The sequence below is a fragment of the Streptomyces sp. NPDC013187 genome (genome assembly GCF_042899705.1).
GTDB lineage: Bacteria > Actinomycetota > Actinomycetes > Streptomycetales > Streptomycetaceae > Streptomyces > Streptomyces hawaiiensis_A.
Window position 1 is genome coordinate 147,240 of sequence record NZ_JBIBAF010000003.1, and the last position, 17,670, is coordinate 164,909.

Genomic DNA, 17,670 nt, shown 5'->3' on the forward strand with positions numbered 1-17,670 from the left:
CACCGGGGATGCGGCCCTTTCTCGTGCGCGGAACCTTGACCGCGCATTGGTCTGTACCTACCTTCTCCGTTCAACGCGTCTGTTCATAAAGGCGCTTCACGTTCACATGCAAGAACGGAAGGCCCCCACGCATGCGCAGAACCGCACTCCTCGCGGCCTCGGCCGCCCTCCTCGCAGCTGGCCTCACCTGGCCCGCCGACGCCGCACCCGGCGCCCCGGCCGCTTTCGTCCACCCGGGAGTCACCGTCTCCAAGGGGCAGTTGGACTTCACCCGCTCCAAGGTCAATGCCGGCGCCCAGCCCTGGAGTGGCGCCTTCGACCAGATGATGGCGAGCAAGTACGCCGACCTGGACCGCACGCCCAAGCCCCGGGCGGTCGTCGAGTGCGGTTCGTACTCCAACCCCGACCACGGCTGCACCGACGAGCGTGAGGACGCGATCGCCGCGTACACGCAGGCCCTGGCCTGGTACATCAGCCGCGACGAACGGCACGCCCGCAAGGCGATCGAGCTGATGGACGCCTGGTCCGCCGTGATCAGGGACCACGCCGGCAGCAACGCGCCCCTGCAGACCGGCTGGGCCGGCTCCTCCTGGCCCAGGGCCGCCGAGATCATCAAGCACACCTACTCCGGCACCTGGGCGAACTCCGGCCGCTTCGCCACGATGCTCCGCAGCGTCTACCTGCCCGAGGTCATCGACGGCTCCCACTCCAACGGCAACTGGGAGCTGTCGATGACGGAGGCCGCCGTCGGCATCTCCGTCTTCCTGGAGGACAAGGCGTCGTACGACGAGGCCATGGCGAAGTTCCGCACCCGTACGGCCGCCTACGTCTACCTGGAGTCCGACGGCGCGCTGCCCAGAACCGTGCCGAGCCAGAATCTGAACACCCGGGACAAGATCGTCAGGTACTGGCAGGGGCAGTCGACCTTCGTGAACGGGCTCAGCCAGGAGACCTGCCGCGACTTCACCCACACCGGCTACGGCCTCTCGGCCATCTCGCACGTCGCCGAGACCAGCCGCGTCCAGGGGCAGGACCTGTACGCCACCGACGTGGGCGAGCGACTGCGGCACGGGCTGGGCTTCCACGCCAAGTACCAGCTCGGCGCCGGTGCCGAGGGCTGGCTGTGCGGCGGCTCGCTGAAGCCCGGGCTCGGGCCGGTCACCGAGGTCGGGCACAACGCCCTGGCCAACCGTCTCGGGCACGCCATGACCAACACCGCGGCGCTGACCCAGCGCAACCGTCCCGCCGGCAGCAACAACCTCTTCGTCGCCTGGGAGACCCTCACCCACGGCGACAACCCCGCGTGAGCCCCTGACCGGCCGGGCGCCGGGCGCGGACCCCGGCGCCCGGTCCGCACGGGGGCCGGGCGCGTCAGAGTTCCGTCAAAGTGCGGCCCGTAACCCCGCCCGGCCTCCGGATGGCGCGCCCTCCGGTCGTAAGGTCGACGCTGCGGAGGGCTGGGCGACGGATCCGGTTCGCGTCGGCCGGCGCGGTCGGCCCGTCGGCGGAGCCCCGACTCGGCGGACCACCGGAAGACAATGGGGCCATGGCACGCGGCAGACTTCGGATCCATCTCGGCGCGGCACCGGGCGTCGGCAAGACGTACGCGATGCTGTCCGAGGCCCACCGCCGTGTCGGGCGGGGCACGGACTGCGTGGTGGCCTTCGTCGAGCACCACGGCCGGCCCCGCACCGAAGTGATGCTGCACGGCCTGGAGCAGGTGCCGCGCAAAGAGTTGGAGTACCGCGGCGGCCTCTTCCCCGAGATGGACCTCGACGCCGTCCTCGCCCGCCGCCCCCAGGTCGCCCTGGTGGACGAACTCGCCCACACGAACGTCCCGGGTTCCCGCAACGCAAAGCGCTGGCAGGACGTGGAGGAGCTGCTCGCCGCGGGGATCGACGTGGTCTCGACCGTCAACATCCAGCATCTGGAGTCGCTCGGCGACGTCGTCGAGTCGATCACCGGGGTGCGGCAGCAGGAGACCGTGCCGGACGAGGTGGTGCGCCGGGCCGACCAGGTCGAGCTGGTCGACATGACGCCGGAGGCGCTGCGGCGGCGGATGGCGCACGGCAACGTCTACCAGCCCGACAAGGTCGACGCCGCCCTGTCGAACTACTTCCGTCCCGGCAACCTGACCGCCCTGCGCGAGCTGGCGTTGCTGTGGGTGGCAGACCGGGTCGACGCCCACCTCACCCAGTACCGCAGCGAACACCGGGTGTCGAGGATCTGGGGCTCGCGCGAGCGGATCGTGGTCGGTCTGACGGGCGGCCCCGAGGGCCGCACGCTGATCCGGCGGGGCGCACGGCTGGCCGAGAAGGGCGCCGGTGGTGAGGTGCTGGCCGTCTACATAGCCCGCAGCGACGGGCTGACCTCCGCCTCGCCCAAGGAACTGGCGCTGCAGCGCACCCTGGTCGAAGACCTTGGCGGAACGTTCCACCATGTCGTCGGCGACGACATACCGGCCGCGCTGCTCGCCTTCGCCCGAGGGGTGAACGCCACCCAGATCGTGCTGGGCTCCTCGCGCCGCAAGACCTGGCAGTACGTCTTCGGACCCGGCGTCGGCGCGACGGTCGCCCGGGAGTCCGGCCCCGACCTCGACGTGCACATCGTCACCCACGACGAGGTCGCCAAGGGGCGCGGACTGCCGGTGGCCCGGGGCGCGCGTCTCGGGCGCTCCCGGCGGGCCTGGGGCTGGATCGCCGGTGTCCTCGGCCCGCCCCTCCTCGCGGCGCTGCTCAGCGCCGTCGACCTGGGCCTCGCCAACGACATGCTGCTGTTCCTGGCGCTGACGGTGGCGGCCGCCCTGCTCGGGGGGCTGCTGCCCGCACTGGCGTCCGCGGCGGTCGGCTCCCTGCTGCTGAACTACTTCTACACGCCGCCCCTGCACCGGTGGACCATCGCCGACCCGAAGAACATCGTCGCCATCGTGATCTTCGTGGCGGTCGGCGTGGCGGTGGCCTCCGTGGTCGATCTCGCCGCCCGCCGCACCCACCAGGCGGCCCGGCTGCGGGCCGAGTCCGAGATTCTGTCCTTCCTCGCCGGCAACGTGCTGCGCGGCGAGACGGGCCTGGAGGATCTGCTGGAACGCGTCCGCGAGACGTTCGGCATGGAGTCGGCCGCCCTGCTGGAACGGGCGAGCGACGTCGAGCCGTGGACCTGCGCCGGCCGCGCAGGCCGGGGACGTGCCGTCGAGCGGCCCGACCAGGCGGACGTGGACATGCCCGTCGGAGACCACATGGCGCTGGCACTGACCGGCCGCGTGCTGCCCGCCGAGGACCGCAGGGTGCTGGCCGCCTTCGCCGCCCAGGCCGCGGTCGTCCTGGACCGCCGCCGGCTCCAGGAGGAGGCCGACCGGGCCCGCACGCTCGCTGAGGGCAACCGCATCCGCACGGCCCTGCTGGCAGCCGTCAGCCACGACCTCCGTACACCTCTCGCCGGGATCAAGGCGGCCGTGACCTCCCTGCGCTCCGAGGACGTGGAGTGGTCGGAGGAGGACCGGGCCGAGCTGCTGGAGGGCATCGAGGAGGGCGCCGACCGCCTCGACCACCTCGTCGGCAATCTCCTCGACATGTCCCGCCTCCAGACCGGTACCGTCACCCCGCTGATCCGCGAGATCGACCTCGACGAGGTGGTGCCGATGGCGCTCGGCGGCGTCCCCGAGGGCAGCGCCTGCCTGGACGTGCCCGAGACGCTGCCCATGGTCGCCGTGGACCCCGGGCTGCTGGAGCGGGCGGTGGCCAACCTCGTGGAGAACGCCGTCAAGTACAGTCCGCCCGGCGCGCCCGTGCTGGTCGCGGCCAGCACGCTGGCCGACCGGGTCGAGGTGCGGGTCGTCGACCGGGGGCCCGGCGTCCCCGACGAGGCCAAGGACCGCATCTTCGAGCCCTTCCAGCGCCACGGCGACGCCCCGCGCGGCGCCGGGGTGGGGCTGGGGCTCGCGGTGGCGCGCGGCTTCGCCGAGGCCATGGGCGGGACTCTGAACGCCGAGGACACCCCCGGCGGCGGCCTCACCATGGTCCTCTCCCTCCGCGCGGTGGCATTCCGCCCGGAGCCTCATCCCACCGCAGAACCGGAAAGGCAGGCCCCATGACCCGCGTTCTGGTGGTCGACGACGAGCCGCAGATCGTGCGCGCCCTCGTGATCAACCTCAAGGCACGCGCCTACGAGGTCGACGCGGCCCACGACGGCGCCACCGCCCTCCGGCTCGCGGCCGCCCGCCACCCCGACGTGGTCGTCCTGGACCTGGGCCTGCCCGACATGGACGGCGTCGAGGTGATCAGGGGGCTGCGTGGCTGGACGCGGGTGCCGATCCTGGTGCTGTCCGCCCGGCACTCCTCCGACGAGAAGGTCGAGGCGCTGGACGCGGGGGCCGACGACTACGTCACCAAGCCGTTCGGCATGGACGAGCTGCTGGCCCGGCTGCGGGCCGCCGTGCGCCGGGCCGAGCCGGCCGGCGGTGAGGGCGACGTGATCGTCGACACCGGCGAGTTCACCGTCGACCTGGCCGCGAAGAAGGTCGACCGCGCCGGCAAGGACGTACGGCTGACGCCCACGGAGTGGCATCTGCTGGAGGTCCTCGTGCGCAACAGCGGCCGCCTGGTCGGACAGAAGCAGCTGCTCCAGGAGGTGTGGGGGCCGTCGTACGGGACGGAGACGAACTATCTGCGCGTCTACATGGCGCAGTTGCGACGGAAGCTGGAAGCGGACCCCTCGCACCCGAAGCACTTCATCACGGAACCGGGGATGGGGTACCGGTTCGAGAAGTGAGGGGTGCGGGCTGCGGCTGGGGGTCCGGGGGTCGCCCCCCGGGGGATGCGGTATCGCGGAGCCGGGGATGGGGTACCGGTTCGAGAAGTGAGGGGTGCGGGCTGCGGCTGGGGGTCCGGGGGGCGCCCCCCGGGGGGATGCGGTATCGCGGAGCCGGGGATGGGGTACCGGTTCGAGAAGTGAGGGGTGCGGGCTGGCGGCCGGGGGCCGAGGGTTGGTCCTCGGGGGACGGCTCTCACCGGGGCGGGGACGGGCTGCCGGCTCCCGAAACGGGCTCCTCGCCTCTCGTCAGTGGGCCCCGGTACGCTTCAGACATGAGTGCTGTTCCTCGTTCCGAAAAGCCGGTGGGCCGGTTCCGGCGCATGCTCGACCGGCTTTCCTCGTCACAGGAGGACCTGGAGTCCGAGGAACTGCGGGAGGACACCGAGACGGCCGGCTGTATCCGGATCGGAGACTGTCAGGACCGCCAGATAGTGACGGTAACTGGTACCTTGCGCACGGTCACCCTTCGGCCGCGCGCCGGAGTCCCCGCCCTGGAGGCCGAGCTGTTCGACGGCTCCGCCGCGCTGGACGTGGTGTGGCTCGGCAGGCGCTCCATCGTGGGGATAGAGCCCGGACGCAAGCTGATCGCGTCGGGCCGGATCTCGATGAGCCGGGGCCGCCGGGTGCTGTTCAATCCCAAGTACGAACTGAGACCCCTCGGACGGGAGTAGCCGGTGACGTCGCTCGACAAGCCGACCGAAGAGACATCTGCGGACGACGCCCGGGCGGTGACCGAGGCCGCCCTGTTCGAGGCGTTCGGCGGCGTGCGGGGCATGGTGGAGACGGTGCTTCCCGGCCTCCTCTTCGTCACCATCTTCACGATCAACAAGGACCTGCACCTGTCGGCGATCGCGGCGCTGGCCGTGTCTCTGGTGCTGGTCGTGGTCCGGCTGGTGATGAAGGACACCGTCAAGCACGCCTTCAGCGGTGTCTTCGGCGTGGCCTTCGGCGTGGTCTTCGCGATGATGACCGGCAACGCCAAGGACTTCTACCTGCCCGGCATGCTCTACACGCTGGGACTGGGCCTCGCCTACATCGTCACCACCCTGTGCGGCGTGCCGCTGATCGGACTGATCCTCGGCCCGGTCTTCAAGGAGAACCTCTCCTGGCGCACCCGGAACCCGGGCCGCAAGAAGGCCTACGCCAAGGCCAGCTACGCGTGGGGCACGATCCTGCTCGCCAAGTGCGCGATCCTCTTCCCGCTGTACTGGTGGGCCGACACCACCCAGCTGGGCTGGGTCCTGGTCGCCCTGAAGATCCCGCCCTTCCTGCTCGCGGTGTACCTGACGTGGGTGTTCCTCGCGAAGGCGCCCGCGCCGATCGACGTGTTCGCGGAGATGGAGGCGGAGGAGAAGGCGGCCGAGGAGCGGGACCGGCAGGCCGCCGCCCGGTCCGCCGAGCAGTGATCCTCCCGCGCTGAGAGAAACGGAAGGGGCGTTCCGCGCACGCGGGACGCCCCTTCCGCCGACTCGGAGACGCGCTCAGCTCGCCGCGTTCCGTCGTACCGACAGCAGGTCTTCCAACTGCTCCTCGCGGGCCTGGGCGGCCACGAAGAGGAGCTCGTCGCCCGCCTCCAGGGAGTCCTCCCGGGAGGGGGTCAGCACGCGGTTGCCGCGGATGATGGTCACCAGGGACGTGTCCTGCGGCCAGTCGACGTCGCCGACCTGCGTGCCGGCCAGGGCCGACTCCTCCGGCAGGGTCAGCTCGACCAGGTTGGCGTCGCCGTGGCTGAAGCGGAGCAGACGGACCAGGTCGCCCACGCTCACCGCCTCCTCGACCAGGGCCGACATCAGACGTGGGGTGGAGACGGCCACGTCCACGCCCCAGGACTCGTTGAACAGCCACTCGTTCTTGGGGTTGTTCACGCGGGCGACGACGCGCGGGACGCCGTACTCCGTCTTGGCGAGGAGCGAGACCACCAGGTTCACCTTGTCGTCGCCGGTCGCGGCGATGACGACGTTGCAGCGCTGGAGCGCCGCCTCGTCCAGGGACGTGATCTCGCAGGCGTCGGCGAGCAGCCACTCGGCCTGCGGGACGCGTTCGACCGAGATGGCGGTCGGTGCCTTGTCGATCAGCAGGACCTCGTGGCCGTTCTCCAGCAGTTCGCCCGCGATCGAGCGGCCGACGGCGCCGGCTCCGGCAATGGCGACCCTCATCAGTGACCGCCCTCCTCTTCGGGACCCTTGGCGAACGCCGCCTCGACCTTGTCGACCTCGTCGGTGCGCATCATCACGTGCACCAGGTCGCCCTCCTGCAGCACCGTCTGCGAGGTGGGCAGGACCGCCTCGCCGAGCCGGGTCAGGAAGGCGACGCGCACGCCGGTCTCCTCCTGGATCCGGCTGATCTTGTGGCCGACCCAGGCGGTGGAGGCGTGCACCTCGGCGAGCTGGACGCCGCCGGTGGGGTCGCGCCACAGCGGCTCGGCGCCGGAGGGGAGCAGACGGCGCAGCATCTGGTCGGCCGTCCAGCGGACGGTCGCGACGGTGGGGATGCCCAGGCGCTGGTAGACCTCCGCGCGGCGGGGGTCGTAGATGCGGGCGGCGACGTTCTCGATGCCGAACATCTCGCGGGCCACGCGGGCGGCGATGATGTTGGAGTTGTCACCGCTGGAGACGGCGGCGAAGGCGCCGGCCTCCTCGATGCCCGCCTCGCGCAGGGTGTCCTGGTCGAAGCCGACACCGGTGACCCGGCGGCCGCCGAACGAGGAGCCCAGCCGGCGGAAGGCCGTGGGGTCCTGGTCGACCACGGCGACCGTGTGCCCCTGTTGCTCCAGGTTCTGGGCCAGTGCGGAACCCACCCTTCCGCAACCCATGATCACAATATGCATCGCGTCACACCGCGCTTCCTGCAGGCCCTCTGGGCTTCATGAATGTCGTGCGCATGTCTCTCTCTCGGCTCGCCAGGCATCACGTCGCGGCCTGCGTGCGGGCCGCCGGGCAACATCATGCCGGTGGAATCACGCCATGATGCCCTCCGGGGGCGGTGCCGCGTTCGGCTGCCCGACTCCAACGTATCCGCAAAGCCGAGGGCGTTGCCGAGGCCCTGCCCGGCCCCGAACGCCTAGCGCGCCCCGGGGGAGACGTCCTTGCGGCGGCTGATGCTGCGCACGCTCGCCAGGGTCAGGATTCCGAGGGCGACGAGAGTGGCCGCGGCGCCGATCAGCTGGGCGGGGGTGTGCATGGGACCTCCAGGGGCGGCAACGGCAGGGACGCGGACGGGCTTAGTCATATAGGCATGGGAAACGGGTGACCTGCGGAATCCTCAGCCGCATGGGCCTCTGAATTCACTCGGAGAGCAGACGGAACGCCGATGGGGGGTGGCGGGTGGGCGACCCCGCAATCGAACGCCTACGATCCTCTGTTGTGTCCAAACTGACCGACGTGCCCAAACGGATCCTGATCGGGCGCGCACTGCGCAGTGACCGGCTGGGCGAAACGCTCCTGCCGAAGCGCATCGCACTCCCCGTCTTCGCCTCCGACCCGCTCTCCTCCGTGGCGTACGCGCCCGGCGAGGTGCTGCTGGTCCTGTCGATCGCGGGCGTGACGGCGTACCACTTCAGTCCGTGGATCGCCGTCGCGGTCGTCGTGCTGATGTTCACCGTGGTCGCCTCCTACCGGCAGAACGTGCACGCCTACCCCAGCGGCGGCGGCGACTACGAGGTGGCGAACACCAACCTCGGGCCCAAGGCCGGCCTGACGGTCGCGAGCGCGCTGCTCGTGGACTACGTCCTCACCGTCGCGGTGTCGATCTCCTCCGGCATCGAGAACCTCGGCTCCGCCATCCCCTTCGTGGTCGAGCACAAGGTGCTCTGCGCGATCGGCGTCATCGTGCTGCTGACCTTGATGAACCTGCGTGGGGTCAAGGAGTCCGGCTCGCTGTTCGCGATCCCGACCTACGTCTTCGTCGCCGGCGTCTTCACCATGATCGCCTGGGGCGCCTTCCGCGGACTGGTCCTGGACGACACCATGCGGGCGCCGACCGCGGACTACGTCATCAAGCCCGAGCACCAGGGGCTGGCCGGATTCGCCCTGGTCTTCCTGCTGCTGCGGGCCTTCTCCTCCGGCTGCGCCGCCCTCACCGGCGTCGAGGCGATCTCCAACGGCGTCCCGGCCTTCCGCAAGCCCAAGTCGAAGAACGCCGCGACCACCCTCGCCATGATGGGCCTGCTGGCCGTCACCATGTTCTGCGGCATCATCGCGCTGGCCGCCGCGACCGACGTCCGCATGGCCGAGAACCCGGCGAAGGACCTCATCCACAACGGCGTCCCGCTGGGCCCTGACTATGTGCAGAACCCGGTGATCTCCCAGGTGGCCGAGGCCGTCTTCGGCAAGGGCAGCTTCCTGTTCCTCATCCTGGCCGCGGCCACCGCGCTGGTGCTGTTCCTCGCCGCCAACACCGCCTACAACGGCTTCCCGCTGCTCGGCTCGATCCTCGCTCAGGACCGCTACCTGCCGCGCCAGCTGCACACCCGCGGCGACCGGCTGGCCTTCTCCAACGGCATCGTGCTCCTCGCGGGCGCCGCCGCACTGCTGGTGGGCATCTACGGAGCCGACTCCACCCGCCTGATCCAGCTGTACATCGTCGGCGTGTTCGTGTCCTTCACGCTCAGCCAGACCGGCATGGTCCGGCACTGGAACCGCCACCTGGCCACCGAGAAGGACCAGGCCAAGCGCCGCCACATGATCCGCTCCCGCGCGATCAACGCCTTCGGCGCCTTCTTCACCGGCCTGGTCCTGGTGGTCGTCCTCGTCACCAAGTTCACCCACGGCGCGTGGGTCGCCCTGCTCGGCATGGTGATCTTCTTCGCGACGATGACCGCCATCCGGAAGCACTACGACCGGGTCGCCGCCGAGATCGCCGCCCCCGAGGGCCCGAGCGACGACAGTGTGCGGCCCTCCCGCGTCCACTCGGTCGTGCTGATCTCCAAGATCCACCGCCCCACGCTGCGCGCCCTGGCCTACGCCAAGCTGATGCGCTCGGACACGCTGGAGGCCCTCAGCGTCAACGTCGACCCGGCGGAGACCAAGGCCCTGCGCGAGGAGTGGGAACGGCGCGGCATCGACGTACCACTGAAGGTCCTGGACTCGCCCTACCGCGAGATCACGCGGCCGATCATCGAGTACGTCAAGAGCCTGCGCAAGGAGTCGCCGCGCGATGCGGTGTCCGTGATCATCCCCGAGTACGTCGTGGGCCACTGGTACGAGCACCTGCTGCACAACCAGAGCGCCCTCCGGCTGAAGGGACGGCTGCTGTTCACGCCCGGGATCATGGTGACCTCGGTGCCGTACCAGCTGCAGTCCTCCGAAGCGGCCAAGCGGCGGGCCCGCAGGCAGCAGGACTGGAACGCGCCGGGCTCGGTGCGCCGGGGTCCCGCGCAGGTGCGGTCGAAGGAGTCCTCCGAGCCCAAGTCCTGAGAACGTCCCGGGGGGACGACTCGTGTGAAGCGGCCGGGCGGCAGCCACGTAGACTGGTGGGCTGTTGTCCGGCCGTCTCCGTTCGGCCCTTCCCCCTCACGTGTTTTGGAGTCACCCCGCCATGCAGGCAGAACCGAGGAAGTCGCTGGTGGGGGAGGAGTACGAGGTCGAGGTCGGCCCCGTCGCCCACGGCGGTCACTGCATCGCCCGCACGTCCGAGGGCCAGGTGCTGTTCGTCCGGCACGCGCTGCCCGGCGAGCGGGTCGTGGCACGGGTGACGGAGGGCGAGGAGGGCGCGCGGTTCCTGCGCGCGGACGCCGTGACGGTCCTGGACGCCTCCAAGGACCGCATCGACGAGCCCTGTCCGTTCGCCGGTCCCGGCCGCTGCGGCGGCTGCGACTGGCAGCACGCCAAGCCGGGCGCGCAGCGGCGCCTGAAGGCCGACGTCATCGCCGAACAGCTCCAGCACCTCGCCGGGCTCACCCCGGAGGAGGCCGGCTGGGACGGCACGGTGCTGCCCGCCGAGGGCGACAAGGTGCCGGCCGGCCAGGTCCCCGCCTGGCGCACCCGCGTCCAGTACGCCGTCACCGCCGACGGTCGGGCCGGCCTGCGCCGGCACCGCTCGCACGAGGTGGAGCCGATCGACCACTGCATGATCGCGGCGGAGGGCGTCAGCGAGCTGGGCATCGAGAAGCGGGTCTGGACGGGCATGGACTCCGTCGAGGCGATCGCGGCGACGGGCTCCCAGGACCGCCAGGTGATCCTCACCCCGAAGCCGGGCGCGCGCCTGCCGCTGGTCGAACTCGACCGCCCGGTCTCCGTCCTGCGCGTGGACGAGCGCTCCGGCGGCGTCCACCGCGTCCACGGCCGCCCCTTCGTCCGCGAACGTGCCGACGGCCGCACGCACCGGGTCGGCAACGGCGGCTTCTGGCAGGTCCATCCGAAGGCCGCGGACACCCTGGTGACCGCGGTCATGCAGGGACTGCTGCCCCGCAAGGGTGACATGGCGCTCGACCTCTACTGCGGCGTCGGCCTCTTCGCCGGTGCCCTCGCCGACCGCGTCGGCGACCAGGGCGCGGTCCTCGGCATCGAGTCGGGCAAGCGGGCGGTGGAGGACGCGCGGCACAACCTCGCCGACTTCGAGCGGGTGCGGATCGAGCAGGGCAAGGTCGAGAGCGTGCTGCCGCGCACGGGCATCTCGGAGGTCGACCTGATCGTCCTGGACCCGCCGCGGGCGGGGGCCGGCCGCAAGACGGTCCAGCACCTGGCGTCGCTGGGGGCACGGCGGATCGCGTACGTCGCGTGTGATCCGGCTGCGCTGGCGCGGGACTTGGGGTATTTCCGGGACGGGGGGTATCGGGTGCGGACGCTGCGGGCGTTCGATCTGTTCCCGATGACTCATCATGTGGAGTGCGTGGCGATTCTGGAGCCGGTCGGGAAGGGCGCCTGACCTGCGGTTTTGCGGCGCGTTGTGGTCGCTCGACCTGTTTCCCTTCGTGTAGCGGGTCGAGCGGCGACCCGTCCTGACCTCGACACCGGAGCGGGGCCACAGGCACTACCGCCTGCGGCCCCACCATGGCCGACGTGCTCCGTGCACCTGTCAATGCGGCCCTGCGCGGTTACGGGTTACGGGAGCGTGGTCCACTTCTGGTTGTTCTGGCCGTTGCAGGTCCACAGGATGACCGGGGTCCCGTTGGCGGAGCCGGCTTCCTTGGCGTCGAGGCACAGCCCGGCGCGGACGTTGCGGACCGACCCGTCGGAGCCGATCGTCCACTTCTGGTTGTCCTGGCCGTTGCAAGGCCAGATGACGACCGGCGTGCCGTTGGTGGTGCCCCGGCCGGAGGCGTCCAGGCACTTGTCGCCGTAGACGCGGATCTCGCCTCCCGCCCAGCTGGTCCAGAGCTGGTTTGCGGCGGTGTGGCAGTCCCACAGCAGCGTCTTCGACCCGGCCGCGGTGGCGGCGCCGTCCACGTCCAGGCAGCGGCCGGACCCGCCACCGCGCTGGCGCCCGGTGGTGGAGGCCAGCGGGCTGCCGCCGGTCATCTTGTACACGGCGACACCGTGTGCCGGGACGCTCGCGGAGATCTGCCCGGAGGTGCTCGACGTGCCGCCGGTCCACAGGTCGGTGAGGGTGAACGAGCCCCCGGTCAGGCCGACCTGCGCGGCCGTGGCCGTGATGGTCGCGGTGCTGCTCCCCCGGTTGAACAGGCCCACGGCGACCGAGCCGTCGGACAGGCGCTTGGCGAACACCTCGGTGTCGCCGTCGTCGCGCACCCGGCGCCCGCCCGCGCCCAGCGAGTCCTGGTTCACCGCCAGCAGACGCGGGTTGCGCAGGATCGCGCTCACGTCACCGGACATGGTGCGGATGTCGTTGCCCGCGATGAGAGGCGCGCCCATCAGCGCCCACAGCGCGAAGTGGGAACGCGACTCGGTCAGTGACAGGCCGGGGCGACCGACCACGAGCATGTCGGGGTCGTTGAAGTGCCCCGGGCCCGACTGGGCCGCCAGTGGCGCGGTGATGTCCAGGACGTTGCCGACGCCCATCGGGTAGCTGTTGGTGTTGCCGTTCTGCCAGATGTCGAGCAGGTCCTCGGTCGTCCGCCACAGGTCGGCGACCTGTCCCCAGTCGTAGGTGGCGCCGGTGGGGGAGTGGAAGCTGTTGGGGTTGATGCTGTAGACGATCGGACGGCCGGTGGCACGCAGGGCGTCGCGCATGGTCGTGAACTGCGTGATCTGCTCGCCGAGGGTGCCGCTGCCGGAGCACCAGTCGTACTTGAGGTAGTCCACGCCCCAGGAGGCGAACGTGGCGGCGTCCTGGGCCTCATGGCCCTTGCTGCCGGTGGAGCCGGGGTAGGTGCCCACGCCCTGGGCGCATGTCTTCTCGTTGGGCGCCTGGTAGATGCCGAACTTCAGGCCCTTGCCGTGGATGTAGTCCCCGAGCGCCTTCATGCCGCTGGGGAATGTGGCCGGGTTGGACCGCAGGTTGCCCGCCGCGTCGCGCTGAGGGTCGAACCAGCAGTCGTCGACGACGACGTACTGGTAGCCCGCGGCCTTCATGCCCGAGGACACCATCGCGTCGGCGGCCTGGCGGACCTGCGCCTCGGTGATCTGGCATCCGAAGCTGTTCCAGCTGTTCCAGCCGAGCGGCGGGATGAGCGCGGGGCTGCCCGGCGCGGCCTGGGAGGTCGTGCCGACGGAGGCCGTGGCGCAGGCGCTCAGCGTCAGTGCGGCGGCCGTGAGGAGCCGCAGCAGTCGTCTGTGCAGGGGAGCCATGGGGGGTTCCTTCCTGGCCCGCGAAGCGGAGCCGCTCCGCGGGCCTGATCGGCGGGTCAGGAGTGTCTGATCATGTGCGCGCGGGTCAGCGTCGCAGGGTGAGGAGACCCGGCCGGTACGGCAGTTTCAGGTAGTCGGTGCCGTCCGATGCGGGGGTCCTGCCCTGGTAGAGGAACTGCAGGTTGCAGGGGTCGACGGTCATGGTCTGGTCGGGGGTGGTGCGGACCAGGTCACCGTGGCTGATGTCGTTGGTCCAGGTGGCACCGCTGTTGGCCTTGCCGGCGAAGGGGCTGCTCTCGCTGCCGGCCTGCAGTGTCCACGGACCGTTCAGGCTGGAGGCGGTGAACGAGCGGAAGTAGCGGCCGTTCGCACCCATCGCCTCGACGATCATGAGGTACTGGTTCTGGCCCTTGACCTTGTACACCTCCGGCGCCTCGAACAGCTTTTCCTTCGTGTCGCTCATGACCGTGGTGTACGACGAGCCGAAGCTGCCGGGGAAGTTCCCGATCGGCATCGTCGACTTGTAGATCTTGCCGTTGTCATCGGCGAAGAACATGTACATGTTCTGGTCGTCGGCGATCATGGTGGGGTCGATCGGGCCGGCTTCGGGGAGGCTGCCGGTGAACAGCGGCTGCGGGGCGGACCAGCCGTTGGGGTTGGTGGGGTCGCTGGACGTGCGATAGGTGAAGGGCCAGGCGGTACCCCACCCGTTGGAGGTCAGCACCCAGATGTTCTTGGGCGCGAAGTAGAACAGCTTGGGCGCCACCGCCAAGCCCGGGCTCATCCCGGTCTGGCCGGCCGTCGCCATGTCCGACCAGTTCGTGAAGGGACGGAACGCCATCGTTCCCCACGACGAACCGTCAGAGGTGGTCGCGTAGACCAACTGCTTGCCGTTGTACGGCACGGTGGTGAAGTCTTTCAGCGCGACCCAGCCGTTCGACGGCTGCGCCAACGGGCCGGTCGACGTCCACCGGTACGCCGACGGAAGAGCACACGTGTCGCCCGGCGGCGCGGACGGACCGGTCCACTTCTGGTTGCTGCCGCCGTTGCAGTTCCAGAGCTGCACCGCTGTGCCGTTGCCCGTGGCGCCGCCGCTGACGTCCAGGCAGAGCCCGGACTCCACTCCGACGATCGTGCCGTCGGAGTTCACCCGCCACTGCTGGTTCGCACCGCCGTGGCAGGCCCAGATCTGCACCCGCGTGCCGGCCGTCGTGGCGTGGCCGGGCACATCCAGGCACTTGTTGCCGTACACGGTCAGCTGGTTGTTGTCCGTCAGCGTCCACTGCTGGTTGGGCCCGCCTGTGCAGTCCCAGATCTGCAGGTTCGTGCCGTCCGTCTGACCGGCGTTCGGCACATCCAGGCACCGGCCGGAACCGGCGCCGCGCAAGGCGCCGCTGGTGGCCGCCTGAGCCGGGTTGGCGACGAGTGTCGCCGCCGAAGCGACCAGGGCCGCGAGCACCACAGACAGATGCCTGAGGCTTGAACCACGTCTGCGCATGGGGGTCTCATTCCTTGAGTGAGCGGTTCCGGTCGGCTCCGTCAGAGGCCGGCCGGACTGTTGATGCGCTACGACCCGACCTTGATGTTCGCTATATCGAACAATGGTCGAGGTGTCGCGCAAGAGAGTGGGGAGAGTGATCACAACCTGCTTCGGGGGGCGTCAGTTCCGCACGAGGCGCCAGCGGTTGTCGGCGGTACCGTCGTCCGAGTCCTGCACCGCGAACGCGCCGACAGCGGTGGAGTTGTTCGCGATGGCGAGCAACTTGCCGCTGTGCACGTTGCGGATCTTGTAGGTCCCGTCTCCCTGGTCGAGCAGCGTCCAGCGGTGGTCGGTGGTGCCGTTGTCCGCCCACTGCAGGACGGTCGCGTTGTCCGCCGTGGACATGTCCTGGACACCGAGCACCTTGCCGCTGTGGGCGTTGCGGAAGCGGAACCCGTTTCCGTCGGGGAGCATGTGCCAGTCGTGGTCGGCGGTGCCCGAGTCGTTCCACTGAAGAGCGCGGCCGCCGTCGGCCGTGGACATGTTCTGAATGCCCAGCACGAGACCGCTGCCCACGTTGGCGAGACGGACGGTGCCGGTACCGCTGGTGTTCCAGTAGACGGTGTAGTTGTGCCCGTGCGCGTCGTGAAACGGGCCCAGGCCGACGGTGGATCCGTTGGCGGTGGCGGTAAAGGCGAGCGAGGTGTTGCCGGTCCGTCTGATCGAGGACGTGTCCAGCCCCGGCAGGGAGTCGAGCGCGAAGTCGCCGTAGTCGCCGGACAGGACCACCGGGCCGTAGGTGATCGCGGCGACGTTCGCGTCGTCGTTGGCCGCCCGCATGACGATCCGCATGGGCAGACGGACGGTGACCGTGTCGCCGGAGGTCCAGGAGCGGGTCAAGGTGGCGTAGCTGCCGGGCGTGGTGGTGATGTTCTGGGCCGCGCCGTTGACGCTGACGGTGGCCCCGGAGGTCCAACTCGGGATGCGTATGCGCATCGCCCAGGTTCCGCCGGCGTTCCCGGTGACCCGCAGGGTCGTGGTGTCGCTCACGGGATAGGTCGTCGTCTGGGTGACGGTGATGCCGCGCTCCGACCAGTCGAGCACCGAGGGCACGAACATGTTCACGATCAGCGTGGTGTCACTGCGGTAGTAGAGGGAGTCCATCAACCTGGTGTGCATCTCCAGGCCTGTGCCCTGGCAGCACCAGAAGGTGCCGTAGTCGGTGCTCCACGTGCCGCCGCCCCACGCCGGGCCCACACCGCGTCGGCCTCCCGGGTTGAGCGGGGTGAAGTAGGTGACGTGGCCGTGGTCGTCTGCCGGGTTCTGCTGGCCGATCATCTGGTTCAGCCACGCCTGCTCGTAGTAGTCGAACAGGGCGGCCCGATTCGGGTCCAGCGCGAACAGCTCCCGGGTGAGGGTGAGCATGTTGAAGGTGTTGCAGCTTTCGCACGTGTCCTTGTTCAGGTAGCCGGCGATGGCGTTCGGGGCGCGGAAGTGCTCCGCCTGGCTGTTGCCGCCGATGGCGTAAGTGTGGTTGTTGACGCAGAAGTTCCAGGCATGGGTTGCGATGTCCCGGTACCGAGCGGTACCGGTGGCCTTGAACTCCCGGGCGGCGCCGATCCACTTGGGCACCTGCGTGTTGGCGTGCAGTCCGCTGAGCTGGTCCTGGCCGGCCGCCAGAGGGTCGAACACCGCGGCGTGATCGAACCGTTGGGCGGCGGTGAGCCACCGCGCCTCGCCTGTCTGCTGATAGAGATCGGTCAGCACGGCGTTCATGCCGCCGAACTCCGTCTGCAGCATGGCCTGCATCTGCCGGCCGCTCAGCCGGCCGGTGCGCCGGTCGACCCACCCTGCCAAGGAGAGCAGGACGTCACGCGCTTGAGTGCTGCCGATGTGGCGCCACACGTCCAGCAGGCCGGCGAGGGTCTTGTGGATGGTGTAGTACGGCACGTTGCCGTTGCTCAGGGTCCGCTGCTCGAGAGCGGTGAAGTCGGACTCGGGGTAGCCGGAGAGATACCCGGCGCCGAAACCGGCGGCACTGTTGTTGGCCTGGCATTTGGCAAACTCCGCGACCATATGGGCTGCCTTGTCCCGGCAGACGGTGTCCCCGGTGACCGCGTAGAGCTGTGCCCACGCCGTGAGGAAGTGCCCTTGGGCGTGGGTACGGAAAGGGAACGTCGGCGCGTCCCAACCGCCGTTCGCGGTCGCGCCGTTGGTGGACAGTCGGTGGTTGGCGCGGAAGTTGTACAGCAGCCGGTCGACGTCGACGAACCGCAGGTAGTTCCGCGTGCGGTCCTGGTTGTCCAGCCAGCGGCTCGCGGTCAGCCGGACCTGGCCGAGCGCGAAGGGATGTGCGGACACCCCGATATCGGTCCTTGCGGGAGGGGTGGCCGCTCTGGCAGGTGATGCGCCGATGAAGGAACCGGTGGCAGAGGCGGCGGCCGTGGCCCCGGCTCCCTGCAGGAGACGCCGTCTGCTGACGGAGGAAGACATCTCGCACCCTTCTGTGGGGGAAGGTGACTGCTTGGTCTTCGGTGCGTTCGCTCACAGGTCGGGCGGTGGGGCGGTCGGGCGGTCGGGCGCGACGCGTCACGTGCTCATGCGTCGGGGTCTCGGTTCGATCCACCCTCTCGAGTGATACATGGGATGGATTAACGGATACGGACGTTGCTCCTGTCTAGTCTCGCGACACGG

12 protein-coding genes are annotated in these 17,670 nt (G+C 70.0%); 7 read left to right on the top strand and 5 right to left on the bottom strand.

Annotation, left to right across the window (positions count from 1 at the left end):
- Window positions 1-131 precede the first annotated feature (131 nt).
- The 5 genes from ACFY5B_RS06685 to ACFY5B_RS06705 all read left to right on the top strand — a co-directional run bounded on the left by ACFY5B_RS06685 (window position 132) and on the right by ACFY5B_RS06705 (window position 6,215).
- Window positions 132-1,307 (top strand): alginate lyase family protein, encoded by a 1,176-nt coding sequence (locus ACFY5B_RS06685; protein WP_389965455.1) that lies wholly within the window; start codon window positions 132-134, stop codon window positions 1,305-1,307.
- Window positions 1,308-1,546: 239 nt separating this feature from the next.
- Window positions 1,547-4,090 carry an ATP-binding protein gene (locus ACFY5B_RS06690; RefSeq protein ID WP_389965458.1) on the top strand — a complete coding sequence of 848 codons (2,544 nt, stop codon included), beginning with the start codon at window positions 1,547-1,549 and terminating at the stop codon, window positions 4,088-4,090.
- A complete protein-coding gene (locus tag ACFY5B_RS06695) occupies window positions 4,087-4,767 on the top strand; it encodes a response regulator (protein ID WP_389965461.1) in 681 nt (226 codons plus the stop codon). The genes ACFY5B_RS06690 and ACFY5B_RS06695 overlap by 4 nt, the downstream gene beginning before the upstream one ends.
- Window positions 4,768-5,081: 314 nt before the next feature.
- Complete coding sequence (locus tag ACFY5B_RS06700; RefSeq protein ID WP_104781211.1) at window positions 5,082-5,480, top strand: OB-fold nucleic acid binding domain-containing protein; 399 nt, start codon at window positions 5,082-5,084, stop codon at window positions 5,478-5,480.
- 3 nt (window positions 5,481-5,483) lie between these two features.
- Window positions 5,484-6,215: a DUF3159 domain-containing protein gene (locus ACFY5B_RS06705; protein ID WP_389965464.1), complete on the top strand. Its 732-nt coding sequence runs from the start codon at window positions 5,484-5,486 to the stop codon at window positions 6,213-6,215.
- Window positions 6,216-6,290: 75 nt separating this feature from the next.
- Here ACFY5B_RS06705 and ACFY5B_RS06710 read toward each other — a convergent pair whose 3' ends face one another.
- The gene (locus ACFY5B_RS06710) at window positions 6,291-6,965 is read right to left on the bottom strand and encodes a TrkA family potassium uptake protein (RefSeq protein WP_344462869.1); all 675 of its coding nucleotides are present in this window, start codon (window positions 6,963-6,965) and stop codon (window positions 6,291-6,293) included.
- The gene (locus ACFY5B_RS06715) at window positions 6,965-7,636 is read right to left on the bottom strand and encodes a TrkA family potassium uptake protein (protein WP_351627244.1); all 672 of its coding nucleotides are present in this window, start codon (window positions 7,634-7,636) and stop codon (window positions 6,965-6,967) included. The genes ACFY5B_RS06710 and ACFY5B_RS06715 overlap by 1 nt, the downstream gene beginning before the upstream one ends.
- 535 nt (window positions 7,637-8,171) lie before the next feature.
- Between ACFY5B_RS06715 and ACFY5B_RS06720 the strand changes: the two genes are divergently transcribed.
- Together ACFY5B_RS06720 and ACFY5B_RS06725 are read left to right on the top strand one after the other, a co-directional pair.
- The gene (locus tag ACFY5B_RS06720; RefSeq protein WP_389965468.1) at window positions 8,172-10,223 is read left to right on the top strand and encodes an APC family permease; all 2,052 of its coding nucleotides are present in this window, start codon (window positions 8,172-8,174) and stop codon (window positions 10,221-10,223) included.
- A 121-nt stretch (window positions 10,224-10,344) separates the two neighbouring features.
- Window positions 10,345-11,673, top strand: a complete 1,329-nt coding sequence (locus ACFY5B_RS06725) for a class I SAM-dependent RNA methyltransferase (RefSeq protein WP_389965471.1) — start codon at window positions 10,345-10,347, stop codon at window positions 11,671-11,673.
- 176 nt (window positions 11,674-11,849) lie between these two features.
- Here the strand turns inward: ACFY5B_RS06725 and ACFY5B_RS06730 are convergent, their stop codons facing one another.
- The 3 genes from ACFY5B_RS06730 to ACFY5B_RS06740 form a co-directional block, all read right to left on the bottom strand.
- Entirely contained in the window at window positions 11,850-13,496 is a 1,647-nt protein-coding gene (locus tag ACFY5B_RS06730; protein WP_389965474.1) for a glycoside hydrolase family 27 protein, read from the bottom strand.
- 85 nt (window positions 13,497-13,581) lie between these two features.
- A complete protein-coding gene (locus ACFY5B_RS06735) occupies window positions 13,582-14,994 on the bottom strand; it encodes a non-reducing end alpha-L-arabinofuranosidase family hydrolase (protein WP_389965477.1) in 1,413 nt (470 codons plus the stop codon).
- 162 nt (window positions 14,995-15,156) lie between these two features.
- The gene (locus ACFY5B_RS06740) at window positions 15,157-17,469 is read right to left on the bottom strand and encodes a beta-L-arabinofuranosidase domain-containing protein (RefSeq protein ID WP_389965480.1); all 2,313 of its coding nucleotides are present in this window, start codon (window positions 17,467-17,469) and stop codon (window positions 15,157-15,159) included.
- Window positions 17,470-17,670 lie beyond the last annotated feature (201 nt).